This window comes from Streptomyces sp. BE20 (assembly GCF_036322525.1).
GTDB lineage: Bacteria > Actinomycetota > Actinomycetes > Streptomycetales > Streptomycetaceae > Kitasatospora.
Window position 1 is genome coordinate 101380 of the sequence record NZ_JAQYWW010001090.1, and the last position, 17326, is coordinate 118705.

The following is a 17326-nucleotide window of genomic DNA, read 5'->3' on the forward strand; positions in this document are numbered from 1 at the left end:
CATGCGGGGAATTCGGCGGCCGACGGGCGGCCCCCGGGCGGAACGGGGTACGGCACGCAGGAGGGCGCCCTCCCCGACGGGGGAGAGCGCCCTGTGGAACACCTGCGGTCAGACGCCCGCGGGCTGGCGGGCGGCGTCGCCGGACGGCAGCTTCGCGGCGGCCTCGGCGACCACCTTGCGCTCCGCGACGAAGGAGGCGAACGGGATGCAGCCGGCGGCCAGGGTCAGGATCATCCGGCCCAGCGGCCACTTGAGCTTCTGCCCGAGCATGAAGGTCACCACGAAGTACCCGATGTAGAGGTAGCCGTGCAGCATCGCCACGTACGTGGTCGCGTCCTCGGCCGCGTCGAAGCCGTACTTCGCCACCATGAAGCCGCAGAACACCAGCAGAGCCGCACCGGTCGCAATGGCCAGGGCCCGGTACCAGCCCAGCAGGGGGGTCGCCTTCATATCTTCAATCGCCTCGCTCGGCAGGATCGGGGGGCACGCCCGTTCCGCGCACCGCTCCCACGAGGGTAACCGTCCTCACGCCCCGCCCCGCGCAGGCCCCTCGGCCTCCGCCTCGTCGAAGTCGCCGGCCGCCACCCGCAGCGGACGCAGCAGGTCGAACACCTCGCGGCACTGGTCCGCGTCGTACTCCTCCAGGCCGAACTCCACCGACATCAGCCCGCGGGTGGCCTCCTCGACGACCTCGCGGCCGCGCGCGGTGATCGTCGCGAGCACGCCGCGGCCGTCCAGCGGATTGGGGCGGCGGGCGACCAGGCCGGCCCGCTCCAGGCGGTCGACCGTGTTGGTGACGCTGGTCGGATGGACCATCAACCGCTCGCCGACCTTGGAGAGCGAGAGCTCGCCGGTCCGGCTGAAGGTGAGCAGCACCAGCGCCTCGTAGCGGGCGAAGGTCAGTCCGTACGGCTTGAGGACCGCGTCCACGCGGGCGAGCAGGATCTGGTGGGCGCGCATGATCGAGGTGATCGCCGCCATCGAGGGGACGGCCCCCCAGCGGCGGGTCCACAGCTCGTCGGCGCGGGCGATCGGATCGAAGTCGAGTGCGAGGGGCTTGGCCACGCCCTTACCGTACCGGCGGGTGGGGCTGGTGCTACCAGGCGTCCTGATGGTGGACAAGTGCGACACGTGGCGGGATCACGCCAGCCGGTCCACCAGGTCCGGACCAGGACGTTGCGCGGATGTGAACCCCCGCCAACCCGCAGGCCGGGTCCGGTGGTTGGCCGACGAACCGACGTCCGGCCCGGGATCAGGCCTCGGTTCGGACGGTGACCCGCCGCGCGAAGGGTGATCCGTCCCCTTTTGTCGCCCTGTTCACGATCCGCCGCATTGGCGAGACCTGGCCAATCGATGAAGCAGACCTGTCATTTCACTTGTTGGATTGTCATGCTTTCGCCCAGCCCCGTCCGGCGATCACCACCCCCACTCACCGGTGACCGCCGGGGACCGCACGGAGCAGCACGTCAGCGCCCGTTCCGCCCCTCAGGTGCCAACCCCGGCATCCCGGAGCGAGGTGCGACCGCGCACACGCGGTTTTCCGGAAGGACCTGTACGTGAAGCGAAAGCTCGCAGCCGGCGCCGTACTCTCCGCCACCGCCCTCCTCACCGGCGTCATCCAGGTGAGCACCGCGGCCCAGGCCACCCCGACCCGGTCCGCCCAGGCGCAGGCCGCGCAGCACCGCGCCGACCTGATCGCGCCGGCGGGCGGCCGGTCCGGCCCGCTGGCCGGGGCGCTCGCCCTGGGCGGCCAGGAGACGCTGGTCGCCAAGGACGCCGTCGTGGACGCCGACGGCACCCGACACCTCCGCTTCGAGCGCACCTTCGCCGGCCTCCCCGTGCTCGGCGGCGACCTGGTGGTGCACCAGGCGCCCGACGGCGCGGTGAAGGCGGTCGACAAGGCCGTCGCCGCGCAGATCTCGGTGCCCAGCCTGACCCCCGGGATCCCCGCCGACCAGGCCGCCTCGCAGGCCACCGGCGCGGTGCAGTCCACCGTCGGCATAGCCGCCGACAAGGACGAGTCCCCGGTGACCGAGGTCCGCCGGGCGGGCGCCGCCCAGCTGGTCGTCTGGGCCGCCGACGGCAACCCGCGCCTGGCGTACCGGACCACCGTCGAGGGCCTCCGCGCCGACGGCACCCCGAGCAGCCAGCTGCTGGTCACCGACGCCGCCACCGGTCAGGTGCTCTCCAGCCACGAGCAGGTGCAGACCGCCTCCGGCACCGGCACCGGCGTCTTCGTCGGCAGCGTCCCGCTGACCACCTCCACCGCGAGCGGCGGCTACTCGCTGAAGGACGCCTCCCGCGGCGGACAGTCCACCAGCGACCTCAAGGGCAGGACCTCCGGGTCGGGCACGCTGCTCACCGACGCCGACAACACCTGGGGCGACGGCACCGCCGCCAACCGCCAGTCGGCCGCCGTGGACGCGCAGTTCGGCGCCGCGGCCACCTGGGACTACTACAAGAACAGCTTCGGCCGCAACGGCATCAAGAACAACGGCGTCGGCGCCACCAGCCGCGTCCACTACGGCAAGAACTACGTCAACGCGTTCTGGAACGACTCCTGCTTCTGCATGACCTACGGCGACGGCGACGGCAACACGCACCCGCTGACCGCACTGGACGTCGCGGGCCACGAGATGACCCACGGCGTCACCTCGGCCACCGCCGGCCTCAACTACTCGGGCGAGTCCGGCGGCCTCAACGAGGCCACCTCGGACATCTTCGGCACCATGGTCGAGTGGTCCGCCGACCTCCCCGCCGACAAGCCGGACTACCTGATCGGCGAGAAGATCGACATCAACGGTGACGGCACACCGCTGCGCTACATGGACAAGCCCTCCAGGGACGGCGGATCGGCCGACTCCTGGTCCTCGGGCGTCGGCAGCCTGGACGTCCACTACTCCTCGGGCGTCGGCAACCACTTCTTCTACCTGCTGGCCGAGGGCAGCGGCGCCAAGGTGATCAACGGCGTCAGCTACAACAGCCCGACCTCCAGCGGCTCGACCCTCACCGGGATCGGCCGCACCAAGGCCGCGGCGATCTGGTACCGCGCGCTGACCGTCTACTTCACCTCCACCACCAACTACAAGGCGGCCCGCACCGGCACCCTCAGCGCCGCCAAGGACCTCTACGGCGCCGGCAGCACCGAGTACAACGCGGTGGCCGCCGCGTGGAGCGGCGTCAACGTCAACTGACGCCGCGTGCCGGACGCCCGGGGTCCCCACTGGGAGGGGAGGCCCCGGGCGTCCGGCGTTCCCGGACCTCCGCCACCGGCGGCCTCCGGGCGTCCACGCGCCGCCCGTACGCGCGAGCGCCGGGGGCGCGGGCACGGGCACGGGCGCGCGGTAGCAACGGCCGCCGGGCCCGGCAAGGCCCGTCGGCTGGCGGGATCCCGCCAGCCGGACGAACCGTCCCGAACCGGACACCCGGCGCTCCGTCACCTCCCGCACCTGCGCGTGGCGGGACCTGGCCAATCGCCGGCCGCACCCTGTTCTTTCACAACCTGCATTGTCATGCTTCTGACCACGCCCCGTCGGGCGGCCGTCGCCCCCACCCATCGACGGACCGCCAGGCCGCACGGGACAGCACGTCAACGCCCTACCGCCCCACGGCGCCAACCCCGGTGCCCCGGTATGCGGCGTGACCGCGCACCCGCGGTTTCGTGGAAGGAACCCCGTACGTGAAGCGAAAGCTGACAGCCGGCGCCGTACTCTCCGCCACCGCTCTGCTGGCCGGCGCCATCCAGGTCGCCGCCGCCCCCGCCCAGGCCGCGCCCCCCGCGCCGGTCCAGCAGCGGGAAGCCCTGATCGCCCTGGCCGGCCAGCAGGCCGCGCCGCTCGCCCAGGCCCTCGCGCTCGGCGGCCAGGAGACGCTGGTCGTCAAGGACGCCATCGTCGACGCCAACGGCACCCGGCACCTGCGCTACGACCGGACGTTCGCCGGCCTGCCGGTGCTCGGCGGCGACCTGATCGTGCACCAGAAGGCCAACGGGACGATCACCTCCGTCGACCGCGCCTTCGACGGCCGGCTCTCGCTGCCGAGCCTCACCCCCGCGCTCTCCGCCGGCACGGCCTCCACCCAGGCGGTCGACTCGGTCCGGGCCACCGTCGGCATCGCCGCCGACGCGGACGAGATCCCGGTCAGCCGGGTCGACGGCGCGAGCCCGCCCACCCTGGTCGTCTGGGCGGGCGACGGCAGCCCCCGCCTCGCCTACCAGACGGTGGTCCACGGCGAGCGGGCCGACGGCACCCCGAGCAGCCAGCGGCTGATCACCGACGCCGCCAGCGGCAAGGTGCTCTCCACCCACGAGGAGGTGCAGACCGCGACCGGCACCGGCAAGGGCGTCCACGTCGGCTCGGTCACCCTGACCACCACCCAGAGCGGCTCCACCTACCAGCTCAAGGACGCGTCCCGGGGCAACCAGTGGACCGGGAACGCGAAGAGCGGCAACGCGCTGTACACCGACGCGGACAACAACTGGGGCAACGGCCTCGCCTCCGACACCCAGTCGGCCGCGGTGGACGCGCAGTTCGGCGCCAGCGCCACCTGGGACTACTTCAAGAACACCTTCAACCGCAACGGCATCAAGAACAACGGTGTCGGCGCGAGCAGCCGGGTCCACTACGGCAACGCCTACGTCAACGCGTTCTGGCAGGACTCCTGCTTCTGCATGACCTACGGCGACGGCACCGGCAACTCGAACCCGCTGACCGCCATCGACGTGGCCGGCCACGAGATGGCCCACGGCGTCACCTCCGCCACCGCCAACCTCACCTACTCCGGCGAGTCCGGCGGCCTCAACGAGGCCACCTCGGACATCTTCGGCACCCTGGTCGAGTGGTACGCCAATCTGCCGGTGGACGTGCCGGACTACCTGATCGGCGAGAAGATCAACATCTTCGGCAACGGCCAGCCGCTGCGCTACCTGGACAAGCCCTCCAAGGACGGCTCGTCCAAGGACTCCTGGTACTCCGGCATCGGCGGCATCGACGTCCACTACTCCTCGGGCGTCGCGAACCACTTCTTCTACCTCCTCTCGGAGGGCAGCGGCGCCAAGGTGATCAACGGCGTCAGCTACAACAGCCCGACCTCCAACGGCTCCACGATCACCGGCATCGGCCGCGCCAAGGCCGGGGCGATCTGGTACCGCGCGCTGACCACCTACTTCACCTCCAGCACCAACTACAAGGCGGCCCGCACCGGCACGCTGAACGCCGCCAAGGACCTCTACGGCGCCGGCAGCACCGAGTACAACACCGTGGCCGCGGCCTGGAGCGCGGTGAACGTCAACTAGCGGTGAACGTCAACTAGTCGCCACCGGACCACTCCCGGAAAAGCGACAGGCTGCCGGGGCCCACTGGGAGAGGGGGCCCCGGCAGCCTGTCGGCGTTCGCGGCGGGGTCGGACCGGTCGGCGGCTCAGGCCGTGACGGGCTTCCCGACCGGGCCGCCGGCGCGCTCCTCCCTGGCGAGCATCCGCTCGGCGACGAAGCCGCCGCCGGGGAGCACCGAAAGGATGAACAGCACGGCGCCGCGCTTGACGTCCCACTTCTGCGCCTGCCAGGCCATGATCCAGAAGACCACGTACAGGATGAAGAGGATCCCGTGGATCATGCCCATCACGGGCACGCCGTTGAAGCTGGTGGTGCGCTTCAGCACCGAGCACAGCAGCAGGAGGAGGAAGGAGACCCCTTCGGGGCCGGAGACCAGGCGCAGGCGGTGGACGGCGCTGCTGTTCACGATGGGTACCTCGATGCGGGGGTCGGAGATCACTTGTGAATCGGCTCACAAGCGTCCGGCCCATTATCACCGAGCACATGTCCGGGTCCTCGGCCGGGGTCCGGAGCAGGGGCGCGGAGCCAGGGTGCGGAGCAGGGTCCGGAGCGGAGTCCGGACCCCCGCTTTGTCCCAGATGCGTACCAGAACACCCCCACCCCCTCCCCCGGGCCGCCCGCGGCCCGCTAGATTGCGCCCGTGGCACAGTTTCGACTCCAGGGGTCCAAGGTGCTCGCCGTCGACATGACGGGCGACGCCGTGAAGGCCAGAAACGGCTCAATGGTCGCGTACACCGGCCAGATGGGCTTCAAGAAGCTCAGCGGCGGCGGCGACGGCCTACGGGGCATGGTGACCCGCCGGTTGACCGGCGAGCAGATGACGGTCATGGAGGTGAAGGGACAGGGCACCTGCTACTTCGCCGACCGCGCGACCGAGATCAACCTCGTGCGGTTGAACGGCGAGACGCTGTACGTCGAGTCCGACAACCTGCTCTGCACCGAGGCGACGCTGAAGACCGGTACCAGCTTCACCGGGCTGAACGGCGTCTCCTCCGGCAACGGCCTGTTCACCACCAAGGTCGAGGGCCACGGCTGGGCCGCGGTCACCTCCAAGGGTCCGGCGATCATCCTCCGGGTCACCCAGGGCATGCCCCTGCGGGTCGACCCGGGTGCGTACGTGGCGCACACCGGCAACCTCAACCGCTCCATCAAGTCGGGCGCCGGCTGGAGCACCTTCATCGGCGAGGGCGGCGGCGAGGCCGTCCAGGTCGAGTTCGCCGGCGAGGGTCTGGTCTACGTGCAGCCGTCCGAGAAGCTGACCGTCGGGGGCGACGTCTGATGGCGTTCACGAAGATCAACAGCAAGATGATCGAAGCCGTGGTCGTTCCCGGCCAGCGGTTGTTCAGCCAGCGCGGCGCGATGCTCGCGTACCGCGGCGAGGTCCGGTTCACGCCGAACATCACCGGCGGGCAGGGCGGGGTCATGTCGATGATCGGCCGCCGGGTGGCCAACGAGGACACCCCGCTGATGAGCGTCGAGGGCCACGGCAGCGTGATGTTCGGCCACGGCGGCCACCACGTGCAGGTCATCGACCTCACCGGCGACACCCTGTACGTCGAGGCGGACCGGCTGCTGGCCTTCGAGGGCTCGCTCCAGCAGTCCACCATGTTCATGGGCTCGCAGGGCGGTGTGATGGGCATGGTCCGCGGTCAGGTGACCGGACAGGGCCTGTTCACCACCAAGCTGGACGGCCACGGCGCGGTGGCGGTGATGGCGCACGGCGGCGTCTTCGAGCTGCCGATCACCCCGCACCAGCCAGTGTTCGTCGACCCGCAGGCCTACGTCGCGCACCGCGGCCAGGTCCAGAACAAGCTGTCCACCGCGCTGGGGTGGCGCGACATGATCGGGCGCGGCTCCGGCGAGGCGTTCCAGCTGGAGCTGTCCGGGAACGGCGCGGTGTACGTGCAGGCGAGCGAGGAGAAGCTCTGATGTCCTACCCGCCGCAGCCTCCGTACGGGCAGGACCCGTACGGGCAGCCCACCCAGCCCGGCTACCCGCAGCCCGGTTACCCCCAGCAGGGGCAGCCCTACCCGCCGCAGGGGTACCCGCAGCAGGGACAGCCCTACCCGCCGCAGCCCCCGCCGGGCTACCCGCAGCAGGGGTACCCGCCGCCCCCGCAGCAGGGCTACCCGGCCCAGCCGCCGCAGCAGTACGCCCAGGAGCAGTTCGGCGGCGCCCAGGCCCCGCTGCCCAAGGCCCAGGACGGCTCCGGCCCGGTGGTGCACGACGTGCACAGCCTGCCGGTCAACGACAACGTCAACCCGTACGCCTTCTCGGTGGACCTCAACGGGTCGTACTTCCTGCAGAAGGGCAAGATGATCGCCTACTACGGCGACATCTCCTTCAAGGGCGTCGGCGCCGGCGCGATCGACCGGATGCTCGGGCAGCACTTCAACTCGCCGATGCACGCGGCGGACTGGGTGGTCGCCGAGGGGCGGGGCAAGCTGCTGCTGGCCGACCGCGCCTTCGACCTCAACTCCTACGACCTGGAGGAGGGCAACCTGACGGTCCGCTCGGGCAACCTCCTCGCGTACGAGCCCACACTGCGGCTCAAGCAGTCGATCATCCCCGGGTTCCTCACCCTGATCGGCAGCGGCAAGTTCGTCGCCGCCTCCAACGGACCGGTGCACTTCGTCGAGCCGCCGATCCGGGTGGACCCGCAGGCACTGGTGGGCTGGGCGGACTGCCCGGCGCCGTGCCACCACTACGACCACGACTACATGCACGGGGTGATCGGTGGCATCCGCCGGCTGACCGGGCTGGGCGGGGCGTCCGGCGAGGAGCACCAGTTCGAGTTCATCGGCGCCGGCCAGGTGCTGCTGCAGTCGACCGAGGTACTGATGGCCGAGCGCGCGGTCGGCCAGGTGCACGCCGAGGCCGGCGTGCCGATGGGCGGGGTGCCGCCGCAGCACGCCCAGGGCCACGGGGGCCCGAACGTGCCGGGCCTCGGTAACCTGGGCGACCTCGGACGCCGCTTCGGACTCTGAGCCGCCCCGGCCGGATCCGTACGCCGGCGTTCGTGAACGCCGGTAAATTCGTACAACATTGAACTAATTGGGGTATGCTGTGTCCATGGACACGCACACGATCGCCCCGGCCGACGTCTCCTCCTCGCAGCCCGCGGGCCCCGAGGAGGAGACCCCCTGGCTGTCCTCCCGGGAGCAGCGGTTGTGGCGGGCCCACCTGGAGGTCGCCAAGCTGCTCGACTACCAGCTCGGCCGCGAACTCCAGCCGCACAGCCTGGCGATCAACGACTACGAGATCCTGGTCGTGCTCTCCGAAGCCCCCGAGCGCCGGATGCGGATGACCGACCTCGCCACCGCGACCCTCCAGTCCAAGAGCCGGCTCTCGCACCAGATCACCCGGATGGAGAACGCCGGCCTGGTGCTGCGGCAGGAGTGTCCGGGCGACCGCCGCGGCCTGTACGCCCACCTCACCGAGCAGGGCTGGGAGACCATGCAGCGGGTCGCCCCGGACCACGTCCGCAGCGTCCGGGCACACTTCATCGACCGTTTCACGCCCGAGCAGCTGGACGCGATGTACGAGGCGCTCGCCCCGGTGGCCGAGCACCTGCGCGGGCTCCGCGGCCGTTCCTGACCCGGCCCCCGAACCACCGCGCGACACGGAACCGCCGCACGACACGGAACGAACCGCCGCGCGAGACGAAGGCCGGCGCCCCGCACGAGGGGTGCCGGCCTTCCGCACGGACCGGTCAGGCCGCCGTGAGCCCCGCGACCAGCCGGTCGGCCGCCCCGTACGGGTCCAGCTCCCCGGCCACCACCCGCTCGGCCAGGGTCGTCAGGTGCCGGTCGCCGCGCAGGTCGCCGATCCGGGCGCGGAGCGCGGCCAGCGCGATCGCCTCGATCTCGTCGGCCGCCCGGCGGCGGCGGCGGACGGCCAGCTCACCGTGCTCGTCCAGCCAGGCGCGGTGCTTCTCCAGCGCCTCGACCACGTCGTCCACGCCCTCGCCCCGGGCCGCGACGGTCTTCACGATCGGCGGCCGCCAGTCCCCCGGCTCGCGCGGCCCGCCGAGGCCGAGCATGTGGTTCAGCTCCCGGGCGGTGGCGTCGGCGCCGTCCCGGTCGGCCTTGTTGACCACGAAGAGGTCGCCGATCTCCAGGATCCCGGCCTTGGCGGCCTGGATGCCGTCGCCCATGCCGGGGGCGAGCAGCACCACGGTGGTGTCGGCCTGCGCGGCGATCTCCACCTCGGACTGGCCGACACCGACCGTCTCGACCAGGATGACGTCGCAGCCGGCCGCGTCGAGCACGCGCAGCGCCTGCGGGGCGGTCCAGGAGAGGCCGCCCAGGTGGCCCCGGGTGGCCATCGAGCGGATGAACACCTCGGGGTCGGTCGCGTGGTCCTGCATCCGGACCCGGTCCCCGAGTAGCGCGCCGCCGGAGAACGGCGAGGACGGGTCGACCGCCAGCACCCCCACCCGCTTGCCCAGCCGCCGGTAGGCGGAGACCAGCGCCGAGGTGGAGGTGGACTTGCCCACGCCCGGCGAGCCGGTCAGCCCGACGGTGTAGGCGCGCCCGGCGTACGGCGCCAGCGCGGCCATCACCTCGCGCAGCTCGGGTGCGGCGTTCTCGACCAGCGAGATCAGTCGGGCTACCGCCCGCGGACGGCCCTGCCGGGCCTGCTCGACCAGCGTCGGCACATCGATCATGGGTAGCTGCTCCTTGCGCCGAAGGGCTGCGGCCCGCTTGTGGCGGTCCGCAGCCCCTGAGTGGGTTTCCTGTGACGGGTCAGGCCTTGGGAACCCGGACGATCAGCGCGTCGCCCTGGCCGCCGCCACCGCAGAGCGCGGCCGCGCCGACACCGCCGCCGCGGCGCTGGAGCTCCAGCGCGAGGTGCAGCACCACCCGTGCGCCGGACATGCCGATCGGGTGCCCGAGCGCGATCGCGCCGCCGTTGACGTTGACGATCTCCGACGACACCCCCAGGTCCTTGGTCGACTGGTGGGCGACGGCGGCGAAGGCCTCGTTGATCTCGATCAGGTCGAGGTCCCCGACGGCGATGCCCTCCTTGGCGACCGCGTGCCGGATCGCGTTGGACGGCTGTGACTGCAGCGAGTTGTCCGGGCCCGCGACGTTGCCGTGCGCGCCGATCTCGGCGATCCAGCTCAGGCCCAGCTCCTCGGCCTTGGCCTTGCTCATCACGACCACGGCCGCGGCGCCGTCCGAGATCTGCGAGGAGGTGCCGGCGGTGATGGTGCCGTCCTTGGTGAAGGCCGGGCGCAGCCGGGCCAGGCCCTCGGCGGTGGTGTCGGCGCGGATGCCCTCGTCCTGGCTGAACAGGACCGGCTCGCCCTTGCGCTGGGGGACGGCCACCGGGACGATCTCGGCGTCGAAGACGCCGTCCGCCTGGGCCTTGGCGGCGCGCTGGTGCGAGGCGGCCGCGATCTCGTCCTGGACCTCGCGCGGGATGCCCAGCCGGGCGTTGTGCTTCTCGGTGGACTCGCCCATCGGGATGTTCTCGTAGGCGTCGGTCAGGCCGTCGTGGGCCATCGAGTCGAGCAGTTCGATCGCGCCGTACTTGTAGCCCTCGCGGGACTTCGGCAGCAGGTGCGGGGCGTTGGTCATGGACTCCTGGCCGCCCGCCACCACGATGTCGAACTCGCCGGCCCGGATCAGCTGGTCGGCCAGGGCGATGGCGTCCAGACCCGAGAGGCACACCTTGTTGATGGTGAGCGCGGGGACGCTCAGCGGGATACCGGCCCTGACGGCGGCCTGGCGGGCCGGGATCTGGCCGGCGCCGGCCTGCAGCACCTGGCCCATGATCACGTACTGGACCTGGTCGCCCGTGACACCGGCCCGTTCCAGCGCCGCCTTGATCGCGAAGCCGCCGAGTTCGGCGCCGGAAAAGCCCTTGAGCGAACCGAGCAGCCGACCCATCGGGGTCCGTGCACCGGCAACGATCACAGAGGTGGTGTTGGTCATAGGACGGGCCCCTTCGCACGTCGTGGCCAGGTGAGGATGCCGCTCAATGTACTGACCTGCCACCCGCCCGTCACCGGACCGACCGTGTGATCGAGCGCACTGACACCCTCCAGTCAACACCGTGTCAACCCGGTCCGGGTGAACGCTTGCCGCCGGGCCTCCGGTGTGAGCAGGCTCGCACCGGGATCGCTGGCGCCGCGGACCCGCATGCGCTGCACTGTTGCCGACCTGTCACCCGCGCCGCATCCGGAGGCCACCGTGCTGACCCGTATCGACCACATCGGCATCGCCTGCCACGACCTCGACAAGACGGTCGAGTTCTACCGCTCCACCTACGGCTTCGAGGTGTTCCACAGCGAGGTCAACGAGGAGCAGGGCGTCCGCGAGGCCATGCTCAAGATCAACGACACCGGCGACGGCGGCGCCTCCTACCTCCAGCTGCTGGAGCCGATCCGCGAGGACTCCCCGGTCGGCAAGTGGCTGGCGAAGAACGGCGAGGGCGTCCACCACATCGCCTTCGGCACCGCCGACGTGGACACCGACTCCGAGGAGATCCGCTCCAAGGGCGTCCGGGTCCTCTACGAGGAGCCGCGGATCGGCTCGATGGACTCCCGGATCACCTTCCTGCACCCGAAGGACTGCGGCGGCGTACTGACCGAGCTGGTCACCGCCGCGAAGCCGGGCGAGCACGAGGCCCACTGAGCGACGCCGGGTGCCGCCGGGCGGCGGCACCCGGCTCCTCCCCGCCGCTTCCCGGCCACTTCGGCGCCTCTCCCCGGCCCCGTTCCCGGCGGCCCCTTCGGCACTCCTCGGCCCCCCCGGACGCCCGTCCGCCGCCGCGCCACCGCCCCTCCACGCTCATGACCCGCCGGTAACCTCGGGCGGCGAGCCGGAAAACCCCCACGCGGCCATTCCCCCGCAAGGCGCTCCCACTACAATGCCCAGGTGCGCGAAGACTCCGGGGGACGGGGACGACGGGCACGGCCGAAGACAGGCCCGTCCGCCCCGGTGGGAGGCCCGTCGCAGGGGAGTCCATTTCGCGGGCACGGCTGAACAGTCGCAAGACGGATCTGTCACCATTCTCCACAAGGCAAGAGTTCGCCCAGGAGTCCACCCGGACAGGGGAACGCGGATCGACCGCGCTCCCAAGCCCCGGACTCCCACGACCGCGGCGGGTGCCCCCAAGGACGGGGCCGCCCGCACGAGCGCGGATGCAAGGACCAGTCGGACCAGCGCCCGGACAACGGGAGCACCGGACCGGCCGGGTCGAGGACGCGACCAGGAGATGGATGGGACCGCGGAGTGCGGGGCTACGACCGCTACGAGGTTGACGACCACCTCTCCCAGTTCGAGGCCGACATGGATCGGACTCGGAAGGAACGGGAAAAGGCAGTCGAGCATGCCGAGGACCTCGCCTACCAGGTAGAGGTACTCCGGGCCAAGCTGCACGAGTCCCGTCGCATGCTGGCCCAGCCGCGCGCTTTCGACGCCGTTTCCGGCCAGGCCGAGCAGATGCTCCGCACTGCCGAGATGCAGGCGCAGCAGCTGCGCGCCGACGCGGAACGCCAGCTTCGCGACTCCCAGGCCGCCACCCAGCGCATCATGGCCGAGGCCGCCGAGCGCACGGCCCGGCTGGAGGCCGAGCTGGCCGCCCGCCGCCGCCAGCTGGAGGACGAGCTCGCCGAGCTGCGGCGCAGCGCCGAACAGCACGTCAACGAGAACGTCAACTGGGCCGAGCAGACCCGGGCCGGCACCGAGCAGGAGGCCCAGCGCCTCCTCCAGGACGCCCGCGCCGAGGCCGACCGGATGATGGCCGCTGCCCGCGCCGAGGCCACCGCCCTGGCCGACCAGGCCCGGGCGCAGACCGCCGCCGACGTCGACGCCGCCCGCGGCGAGGCCCACGCCGCCGCCGAGGCCGCCCTCCAGCGCGCCCACACCGACGCCGAGCGGATGCTGCGCGCCGCCTCCGAGCAGGCCCAGCAGGCCGGCGCCCAGGCCGCCGCCGACGTCGACGCCGCCCGCGGCGAAGCCCAGCAGCAGCTGGCCGCCGCGCACGTCGCCGCCGAACAGCAGCTGACCGTCGCCCACGCCGAGATCGGCCGGCTCAAGGAGGAGGCCTCCGCCGAGCAGGCCCGCGGCGAGCAGGCGCTCGCCCACGCCCAGGCGGAGATAGCGCGGCTGCGCGCCGAGGCGATCGCCGAGGCCGAGCGGGCCCGACAGGAGGCCGCCGAACTGCGGGCCCGGGCCGAGGTCGCCGCCGAGCAGCTCCAGGCCGACGCCGAGGCCGCCGCCGAGCGGAAGGTCGCCGACGGCGAGGCCGCCAGCGAGCAGCGCTCGCAGACCGCCCGGGCCGAGGTCGCCCGGATGGTCGCCCAGGCCACCAAGGAGGCCGAGGCGATCCGCGCCGAAGCCTCCACCAAGCAGGCCCAGGCGGAAGCCGCCAAGGCCGCCGCCTCCGAGGAGAGCGAGCGGCTGCGCGCCACCGCCGAGTCGGTGGCCGGACAGCTGCGCGCCGAGGCCGAGGCCGCGATCGCCGAGCTGCGCGGCCAGGCCGAGCGGGACGTCGCCGAGCTTCGGGCGCACGCCGAGGCCACCGCCGCGCGGCTGCGCGGCGAGGCCGAGGAGGCCGGCCGGGCCGCCGGCGCCAAGGACGCCGCCGTCCACCTGGCCAAGGCCGCCAAGACCGCCGAGGAGATGCTGGCCCGGGCCGGCCGGGACGTCGAGGCGACCCGCACCGAGGCCACCACCGAGGCCGACCGGATCCGAACCGAGGCCGCCGCCGAGGCCGAGCGGCTGCGCGAGCAGGCCCGCGCGGCCGTCGAGGCCGCCCAGAACGCCGCCCTGGACGACGCCGCCGCCATCCGCGAGCGGATCCAGGAGATGCAGGACGAGGCCGCGCGGCTGCGCGCCGAGGCCGAGGAGATTCGCGCCCAGGCCGCCGCCGAGGCCGACCGGGTGCGCGGCGAGGCCCGCAGGCAGGCCGTCCTGCAGATCGAGGAGGCGGCGAAGAACGCCGAGGAGCTGCTCACCAAGGCCAAGTCCGACGCGGACGAGCTCCGCGCGGGCGCGGCCGGCGAGATCGAGCGCCTCCGCGCGCAGGCCAAGGAGCAGGCCACCGAGACCCAGGGGCGGGCCGAGCAGACCCTGGAGCGGGCCCGCACGGAGGCCGCGAAGATCACGGCCACGGCCGAGCAGCAGGGCCGGGGCGCGCTCGCCGCGGCCAAGGCCGCGGCTGCCGAGAACCGGGCCGCCGCCGAGCGCGAGACAGCCGAACTGCGCCGCGAGGCACACGAGTTCGACCAGCGGGTGCGTGCCGAGGCGGGCACCGCCGCAGAGGTCCTGCGGGCCGACGCGGAGGCCGAGGCGACCTCCGTCCGGGACGCCGCCGTCGCCGACGCGGAGCGGCTGAGGACCGAGACCGACACCGAGGTCGCCCGGAGCCGGGCCGAGGCCGAGGCCGCCGCCGAGGCGCTGCGCGAGGAGAGCCGGCGCGAACGCGAGGAGGCGTCCGCCGGTCTGCAGCGGGAGCGCGAGGAGACCGCCGAGCACCTGGCCGCCGCCACGGCGGCCCGTGAGCAGGCGGAGCAGGCCGCCACCGAACTCACCGACCGCACCACCGCCGAGACCACGGCACTGCGCGAAGCCGCCGAAACACACGCCGCCCGCGTCCGCACCGAAGCCGAACAAGCCGCCACCGAACTCACCGACCGCACCACCGCCGAAACCACGGCACTGCGCGAAGCCGCCGAAACACACGCCGCCCGCGTCCGCACCGAAGCCGAACAAGCCGCCACCGAACTCACCGACCGCACCACCGCCGAAACCACGGCACTGCGCGAAGCCGCCGAGGCACACGCCACCCGCGTCCGCACCGAAGCCGAACAAGCCGCCACCGAACTCACCGACCGCACCACCGCCGAAACCGCCCGGCTGCGGGCCGAGGCCGAGCAGACGCTGGAGGCCGCCCGGGCCGCCGCCGAGCGGCGCCGGGCCGAGGCCGAGAAGGCCGCCAAGGAGATGCGCGAGCGGGCCGAGGCCGAGCTGGCGCTGGCCGACGAGCAGGCCGGGACGGTCCGCGCCGAGGCCGGCCGGGAGCTGTCCGAGGCCCGCGCCACCGCCGATTCGATCCGCGCCGAGGCGGGCGAGGTGCTGGAGCAGGCCCGTCTGGACGGCGAGGACCTGATCGCCGCCGCCGATCTGGAGGCCGCCGCGCTGATCGAGGCCGCCGAGGAGGAGGCCGCCGAGGTCCGCCAGTCGGTGGCCGGCCTGCACGCGACCGCCTCGCAGCAGATCGCCGATCTGCGGGCCGCCGCCGAGCGGGAGGCCGCCGAGGTCAGGGAGCGGGCCGAGCAGGCCGCCGCGGACCTGCGCGACACCGCCGACCGGGAGACCACCGAACAGCGGGCGCTCGCCGACCGGGAGACCACCGAACAGCGGGCGCTCGCCGACCGCGAGACGACCGAGCTGCGCGAGCGCACCGACCGCGCGGTGGCCGAGCTGCACGACGCCGCCGACCGCGAGACCACCGAACAGCGGGCCCTGGCCGACCGCGAGACCGCCGACCTGCGCGCCCGGACCGCCGCCGAGACGGCAGCCCTGCGTGAGCAGACCGAGCTTGAGCTGACCGCCGAGCGGGAGGCCGCCGACGCCGAACTGTCCCGCCGCCACGCCGAGGCGCACGCCTACGACCAGCAGGTGCGGGCCGACGCCGAGGCCGAGCTGCACGCCGCCCAGGAGGCCGCCGAGCAGCAGCGCGCCGAGGCCGAGGCACTGGCCGCCCGGACGGTGGCCGCCGCCGGGGACCGGTCGGCCGCGCTGGTCGCCGAGGCGGAGGACTTCGCCGCCCAGCTGCGTGCCGAGGCCGAGGAGTACGCGTTCGCCACCCGCAGCCTCGCGGACGACTACGACACGGCGACCCACGCCCGTGCCGACGCCTTCGACGCCGAGATCCGCGAGGCCGCCGAGCACTTCGACAAGGCCACCCGCGACCAGGCGAAGTCGGTCCTGGAGAAGGCCTTCGCGGACGCCGAGTCGCTCGGTGAGGACGCCCAGACCACCGCGCTGGCCACCACGGCCGCCGCCGAGGAGCAGGCGGACGCGATGGTCGCGGCCGCCCGCAAGGAGGCCGACCGGCTGGTCGGGGCCGGCGAGGCGGCCGGTCAGGACGCGGTCGAGAAGGGCCGGGCCGACGCCGACGCGCTGCTCTCCGAGGCCCGCCGGGACGCCACGGCGATCCGTGAGCGTGCCGAGGAGCTCCGCGAGCGCACCGACGCCGAGGTCGAGGCCCTGCACGAGCGCGCCCGCAAGGAGAACGCGCAGGCCATGAAGTCGGCCGGCGAGCGGGTGGACGCGCTGGTGACGGCCGCCCAGGAGCAGCTGACCGAGGCCGAGGAGCAGGCGGTCGCCACCGTCGCCGAGGCCGAGGAGCGGGCGGCGGCGCTGGTCACGGGCGCCGAGGACCGCGCCAACGAGCTGACCTCGGTGGCGTCCGCGGAGGCCAGCAAGGTCCGGATCTCGGCCGTGCGCAAGGCCGAGGGCCTGCTCAAGGAGGCCGAGACCAAGCTCTCCGACTCGACCAGCCGCGCCGAGGCACTGATCATCAAGGCCGAGGCGAAGCTGAAGTCCTCCCAGGACGAGGCGGAGGAGCGGCTCGACTCGGCGGCGGCCGAGGTGGAGAAGCGGCTGCGGGCCGCCGACGAGGCCGCGGACGAGCAGGTCGAGCTGGCGAAGGCGGAGGCCGAGCGGCTGCTCGCCGAGGCACGGGCCGAGGCGAAGCGGGTCACCGACGAGGGCCGTCGCGAGTTGGACGAGCTGGTGCGCCGCCGCAAGGACATCAACACGGAGATCTCCCGCGTGCAGGACGTGCTGTCCGCGCTGGAGGCCTTCGAGGCGCCGTCGCCGGTCGCGCAGGCAAACGGGGGAAGCACCACCAAGAAGGACGGGGGTGCCAAGGCCGGTGCCGGAGTTGGCGCTCCCCGGTCGAGTGGCAATCGCTCCAAGAGCGCACCACCCGATTGAGCGGACATTGTCCGCGAGACAACGGCGTTTCGCC

Annotated in this window: 13 protein-coding genes; 8 read left to right on the forward strand and 5 right to left on the reverse strand. The window is 73.0% G+C overall.

Annotation, left to right across the window (positions count from 1 at the left end; genetic code table 11):
• Positions 1 to 108: 108 nt before the first annotated feature.
• Positions 109 to 450, reverse strand: coding sequence for a DUF3817 domain-containing protein (locus PUR61_RS31945; RefSeq protein WP_329882988.1), 342 nt, complete (start codon positions 448 to 450; stop codon positions 109 to 111).
• Positions 451 to 525: 75 nt separating this feature from the next.
• The gene (locus tag PUR61_RS31950; RefSeq protein ID WP_329882989.1) at positions 526 to 1065 is read right to left on the reverse strand and encodes a MarR family winged helix-turn-helix transcriptional regulator; all 540 of its coding nucleotides are present in this window, start codon (positions 1063 to 1065) and stop codon (positions 526 to 528) included.
• A 491-nt stretch (positions 1066 to 1556) separates the two neighbouring features.
• Between PUR61_RS31950 and PUR61_RS31955 the strand changes: the two genes are divergently transcribed.
• The gene (locus tag PUR61_RS31955) at positions 1557 to 3194 is read left to right on the forward strand and encodes a M4 family metallopeptidase (protein ID WP_329882990.1); all 1638 of its coding nucleotides are present in this window, start codon (positions 1557 to 1559) and stop codon (positions 3192 to 3194) included.
• 485 nt (positions 3195 to 3679) lie between these two features.
• Positions 3680 to 5293 (forward strand): M4 family metallopeptidase, encoded by a 1614-nt coding sequence (locus tag PUR61_RS31960; protein WP_329882991.1) that lies wholly within the window; start codon positions 3680 to 3682, stop codon positions 5291 to 5293.
• 124 nt (positions 5294 to 5417) lie between these two features.
• Here the strand turns inward: PUR61_RS31960 and PUR61_RS31965 are convergent, their stop codons facing one another.
• A complete protein-coding gene (locus tag PUR61_RS31965) occupies positions 5418 to 5741 on the reverse strand; it encodes a DUF3817 domain-containing protein (protein WP_329883201.1) in 324 nt (107 codons plus the stop codon).
• Positions 5742 to 5972: 231 nt separating this feature from the next.
• On the opposite strand from PUR61_RS31965, the gene PUR61_RS31970 reads away from it, so the two are divergent.
• The 4 genes from PUR61_RS31970 to PUR61_RS31985 all read left to right on the forward strand — a co-directional run bounded on the left by PUR61_RS31970 (position 5973) and on the right by PUR61_RS31985 (position 8929).
• A complete protein-coding gene (locus PUR61_RS31970; RefSeq protein WP_329882992.1) occupies positions 5973 to 6611 on the forward strand; it encodes an AIM24 family protein in 639 nt (212 codons plus the stop codon).
• Positions 6611 to 7261 carry an AIM24 family protein gene (locus PUR61_RS31975; protein ID WP_329882993.1) on the forward strand — a complete coding sequence of 217 codons (651 nt, stop codon included), beginning with the start codon at positions 6611 to 6613 and terminating at the stop codon, positions 7259 to 7261. The genes PUR61_RS31970 and PUR61_RS31975 overlap by 1 nt, the downstream gene beginning before the upstream one ends.
• 257 nt (positions 7262 to 7518) lie before the next feature.
• On the forward strand, positions 7519 to 8319 hold the full coding sequence (locus PUR61_RS31980) for an AIM24 family protein (RefSeq protein ID WP_329883202.1): 801 nt from the start codon (positions 7519 to 7521) through the stop codon (positions 8317 to 8319).
• 85 nt (positions 8320 to 8404) lie between these two features.
• Entirely contained in the window at positions 8405 to 8929 is a 525-nt protein-coding gene (locus tag PUR61_RS31985) for a MarR family winged helix-turn-helix transcriptional regulator (protein ID WP_329882994.1), read from the forward strand.
• Positions 8930 to 9044: 115 nt separating this feature from the next.
• Here the strand turns inward: PUR61_RS31985 and meaB are convergent, their stop codons facing one another.
• Both meaB and PUR61_RS31995 read right to left on the reverse strand, forming a co-directional pair.
• Positions 9045 to 10001, reverse strand: coding sequence for a methylmalonyl Co-A mutase-associated GTPase MeaB (gene meaB / locus PUR61_RS31990; RefSeq protein WP_329882995.1), 957 nt, complete (start codon positions 9999 to 10001; stop codon positions 9045 to 9047).
• Between the two features lie 79 nt (positions 10002 to 10080).
• Positions 10081 to 11274, reverse strand: coding sequence for an acetyl-CoA C-acetyltransferase (locus tag PUR61_RS31995; protein ID WP_329882996.1), 1194 nt, complete (start codon positions 11272 to 11274; stop codon positions 10081 to 10083).
• Positions 11275 to 11532: 258 nt separating this feature from the next.
• On the opposite strand from PUR61_RS31995, the gene mce reads away from it, so the two are divergent.
• Positions 11533 to 11976 (forward strand): methylmalonyl-CoA epimerase, encoded by a 444-nt coding sequence (gene mce / locus PUR61_RS32000; protein ID WP_329883203.1) that lies wholly within the window; start codon positions 11533 to 11535, stop codon positions 11974 to 11976.
• 657 nt (positions 11977 to 12633) lie between these two features.
• Entirely contained in the window at positions 12634 to 17292 is a 4659-nt protein-coding gene (locus tag PUR61_RS32005; RefSeq protein WP_443035279.1) for a hypothetical protein, read from the forward strand.
• Positions 17293 to 17326: the final 34 nt, after the last annotated feature.